Here is a 4,569-nt window from a genome sequence, read left to right as displayed (position 1 = left end):
TAAGGAAGCTAACGCTATCGTTAAAAACGGTGAACCGACTTTTGCCGAATTACAGGCCCATCTTAACTATCTTCTCGACCAAGTAAAATCCACCCCTGCTATTGCGGCAACCTCTTCTATCTCCATCAGCGTCAGAGATATCCTCAAACAGCTGTTACAACTGTTCAAACAGGAAGAAACCAGTGCTTCCCGTCAGCAATTACAAGAATTAATTTTACCTCTGTCTCAATTGGCTTCAGAACAGCAAAAGTGGCAATATTTAGTTAAAAATGCCCAATCAGCACTGGCTAACCCCGAACATTCCTACCGCACTCTCGCTCCGGTTATTATTAAAGAATTAAAACAAGCTAGTGATTTATTGGAATGGGGTCGCGGGGAAGAAATCACCGTCAGTCAAGAATTGCAGTTATTAGCCACCGCCAAATTACCACAAATCCTGATTAACCCGGAAGCGGAATTGGTAGCTAGTACCCCGGAACTTCTTTCTGATCAAGATTTAGAAGAAGCTTTAAAATGGAGTGAAAATCAAGATATTAATGAGTCAGAAAAGCGTTTTTTAGAGTTAATTGAAATCGCCGCCAAACGAAAAGCACAGATAGCGCGTCAAGGGGCAGCATATCAACTGGCTGAAAAACAATTAACGCCCAAATTTGAGGAGAATCAACGAGCAGCTTTAATTGAGGAAATTCTAGCTTGGACGGGTGCTAACTTGGAGTTAACAGAAATAGTTATTCGTTTGCTAATTGACAATAAAAATGAGTTGCGGGAAGGACAAGAGAAACCATTAATTGAACAATTGATTCAGAAAAATATTGTAGAAAATTGGTTACAAAATAAAGCGGCAGCCCATCTCCAGAAAATACAAAACAGTCTCCTAATTCCTGATAAAAATGTTAGGTCAACATTAGAAACCTATCAAGATATTTTGCAGGGGAGAGTCTTGGCTGATAATAAACCGGAAAAATTGGCACTTCAGCAAGCAGAATTAGTGATTAAAAATGATGAGTATCTAGAAGTGACCAATCGAATTTATCAAGAGGTATTTAATGTTCAATGGGTTAAACAAGAACTAGAAAAATTAGTTAATGTGGAGAATTCTCCTGCGGGTTTAACTAGAATATTATCTTTCTTGGCACTATTAGGCTTTCTTGGATTTACTTTTTGGTCATTCAAGACTCCTGAAAAGACTCCTAATGTCGTGGTGACACCTTCACCTAGTATTCCAGAAATTTGTGCTAAACGAGATTTTAATATTACCTTAGAAAAGAATATTCAACAACTGCAAGAATTGAAAAAGAAACAAGGTAATCAGCTTCCTAAAAAGTGTGCGACTCAATTAAATGAATTAAGGTTAATTCAGCAAGCAATAGGACTAGGTATTAATAATTTTGTGGCTAATGTACCGGGTAGAGAAGGTGCTTTTGAAATTTTGTGCAAAATCCCCCCAACTTCTGATAACTTTAAAGAAGCTCAATTTTGGGCAAAACGTTGGCATAAGGACAAAGCTTGGAAACTGGATATCGATCGAGCTTTGCAAGATAATCCAGATTGCCAAAAACTTATTGAATAAACATTAATTTTTCAATCACTAAATACCCCATCACTACCATTTAATTCCTCGGATAATGATACCCGGATTCCTTCCCTTCCCTGTAACCAAAATAGGGAGAATATTTGAAGAATATTGAAGGATTCACTCCTTCTAACAGGAGAGGAATTAACCTGTGGATTCTTTTGACGTAAAACAATTGCTTGCAGATAATAGAGGACATTGCCAATAATTAGCCAGAGAATTAAACTAAAAATAAAGGTAAATACCATGGCTATATTCCATCCAAAAAATTGAAAAACAACTTGAGATAGCCAATTATCCTGTGTTAATCCATTGGCGAATTCTCCCGCATCTTTGGTACTAAAGAAACCCACCGCCATTGTTCCCCAAAAACCACAAAAAAGATGTACTGGAATTGCTCCCGCTGGATCATCAATCACTTTAGTTTTAATTAAAAATTCTTCTCCTAATAAGACAATAATGCCACTAATGCCACCGATGATAATAGCTGATTTGATATTAACATAACCTGATGATGCCGTGACCCCCACTAACCCTCCTAAAATGCCATTAATAATTGTGGATAAACTGGCTTTGCGGCCAATTAAAGGATTAAGAATTAATGCCAAAACTCCTCCCGTGGCAGCGGCAATCATCGTGGTGGTAATTGCCATGGGGACATTATCCAAATTTACCGCCGAACCACCATTAAAACCAAACCATCCTAACCAAAGAATTAAACAACCAAGAGTTGCAAACCCTAACTGATGGGGAGCAAAATTTCCTCTTTCTTTTTCTTCATAACTATCGGTTTTGCGATTATAACCAAAGCGTCCATCCCTCGGTTTTAGTAACCAAGCACCCACTAATCCGGCCATTCCTCCCACCGAATGCACCACCGTTGAACCGGCAAAATCTCGAAACTTAAATAAGTTATATAACCACCCTTCTGATGACCAAATCCAATGTCCTGTAAGAGAATAAGAGAAAGCGACTAAACAGAAACTAAATAGCAAAAATGCCCAAAATTTAACTCTTTCTGCCACTGCTCCCGATACAATGGTCGCCGCAGTTCCCGCAAAAGTTAATTGAAAGAAAAATAAAGTAGCAATTGAACGACCTGGCCACAGTTCTTGGAATTGACTGTATTGATTATTGGGGGTTAAAATTTCCAAGAAAAATCCTGTACCACCAGAGAAACTATTCTCTAGTGCGGATGTATCGCCAAACATTAAACCGAAACCAAACATCCAATAAGCCAAGGCAGAAACACAGAAGACAATTAGGTTTTTAGCTAAGACATTAGTGGCGTTATTAGTACGACCAAAACCCGTTTCCAGCATGGCAAAACCCGCATTCATAAAGAATACTAAAGAGCCGGCTATTAACATCCAGAGATTAGCAACTAAATCCAGAGTAGAATTATTTGAATCTTGTGCTGTGACTTTGCCTACACCGATCAACAGCATGACGATAAGAGAGAAACAAAAAGATAGGATATTACGCAAACGCGGGCGATATTCTAGAAAAGATAATAATTGATTCATCGGCTATAAGTCTCATGGGCAATTTCCCCTTTATAGTAATTGATTTAATCCCCTATCGTTCACTCAAAACTGCTTTTTTCTTGTCCAGATAGCGAGAATTGTCAGGAAAAGTAAACCCATCACTCCCGCTAAAGGATTTTTATCGATTCCAGTTAACCAATCGGGAACAGTACCAGTGTATTTAATTAACTGGCCGACGTTTAATATATAGTATGCCCAGATTAAACCCGCGTGCAGACCGATACTTTTACCCAAATTACCACCACAGGCGCGTTTTGCCCCACCGAGAATTAATCCTAGGAGGACTAAGGCAGGAAATTGGGGAAAAGTGCGGATAATTTCGGCTAAAGGTTTAATAAAGTGAGCAAGAGCGAAAATTAAGGCACTAATCACTAGAGCGATAGCGGGACGATAATCCTTTTCTAATTCTCCCAGTAACCAGCCCCGAAATAGTAATTCTTCGGCAAAACCCACCGCTAAAGCGACTAAAAACCCCTCCAGGATGATTTTGCTGATCTGGGGATTTGCGGGTAAGAAATTTAACCAACCTAGGAACGCTTGGGACAGAAAAAGCGAGAAAGTGAAAAATAAACCGATCGCCAACCCGTTAATTAATTCGATCGGCGTTTTTATTCGCCAAATCAAACCATAATCGGCTAATCCCTCATCGCCATAAATTATCCGTCCCCACCAATGGGATAACCCCAAAAATTCCAGATAGAGAACAGAAAGGGTCAAAATTGAGACAAGATTAGCATTAGTGGCAAAAAAGTGATAGAGGGGAAGTGCGATCGGCAACCAGAGAAAAAGTAAGAGCAAAATAAAAATTCCCAGTCGTAGGGGGACTGGGTAAGTGGCAATTACCCGTAATCTTTTATTCATCGGGTTCGATGCTGCTGGTTAAACCTTTATTTTTCAAGGTTTCACAGTAAAATTCCGCGTGTTCTTGGATGCAGGTAATCACCAAGGCCGTACCATTAGTGTGCGCTTCCATCATGATATCGACTGCTTGGGGTTGCGTCATACCGGCGATCGTTTGCATTAAACTCTGAACCACATACTCCATCGAGTTAAAGTCGTCATTGTGGAGTAAAACGCGATAACGCGGTGCTGGTTTACGGATTGTCGCTGTGGAACGCTTTTCGATGACTTCTGTGGACACCGTTTCTCTCCTTTGAATCTATATCACAAATACAGGTCAATTACTAATGATCATAATCAAAATTTCCAGATTGAGCTAGGCTTTTTCAGTGATCCGTGAGGGGTTGGGTGTTGGGGAGTGGGGGACAGCCAAAGGAATGACATTTCTAGATAGATAGATCATCGAAAATTTGGGTCTGAAACCCCGTCGTTCTACGACGGCTTTACTGTTAAATATTAACACATTTACGAAATATATGCTAAAATGCTCCCCATGGAAAAAGCCTATTGGTTTCGATTTTACCCCACACCCGAACAAGAGTCGCTATT

At 39.7% G+C, this 4,569-nt stretch carries 5 protein-coding genes; 2 read left to right on the top strand and 3 right to left on the bottom strand.

Going from position 1 to position 4,569, the window contains the following annotated elements:
* Positions 1-1,570 (top strand): histidine kinase (locus IM319_RS11335; RefSeq protein WP_287735665.1); only part of this gene is annotated, 1,570 nt, incomplete at its 5' end.
* Between the two features lie 11 nt (positions 1,571-1,581).
* Here the strand turns inward: IM319_RS11335 and IM319_RS11330 are convergent.
* The 3 genes from IM319_RS11330 to clpS all read right to left on the bottom strand — a co-directional run bounded on the left by IM319_RS11330 (position 1,582) and on the right by clpS (position 4,261).
* The gene (locus IM319_RS11330; protein ID WP_287735664.1) at positions 1,582-3,099 is read right to left on the bottom strand and encodes an ammonium transporter; all 1,518 of its coding nucleotides are present in this window, start codon (positions 3,097-3,099) and stop codon (positions 1,582-1,584) included.
* 63 nt (positions 3,100-3,162) lie between these two features.
* Positions 3,163-3,981: a CPBP family intramembrane glutamic endopeptidase gene (locus IM319_RS11325; RefSeq protein ID WP_287735663.1), complete on the bottom strand. Its 819-nt coding sequence runs from the start codon at positions 3,979-3,981 to the stop codon at positions 3,163-3,165.
* Entirely contained in the window at positions 3,974-4,261 is a 288-nt protein-coding gene (gene clpS / locus IM319_RS11320; protein ID WP_002738526.1) for an ATP-dependent Clp protease adapter ClpS, read from the bottom strand. The genes IM319_RS11325 and clpS overlap by 8 nt, the downstream gene beginning before the upstream one ends.
* 243 nt (positions 4,262-4,504) lie before the next feature.
* Here clpS and IM319_RS11315 point away from each other — a divergent pair.
* Positions 4,505-4,569 (top strand): helix-turn-helix domain-containing protein (locus IM319_RS11315; protein ID WP_353857197.1); only part of this gene is annotated, 65 nt, incomplete at its 3' end.

It is taken from the genome of Microcystis sp. M113S1, from assembly GCF_020246945.1.
In the GTDB taxonomy this organism is placed as follows: Bacteria; Cyanobacteriota; Cyanobacteriia; order Cyanobacteriales; family Microcystaceae; genus Microcystis.
This window is presented reverse-complemented; position numbering and strand designations above follow the sequence as displayed.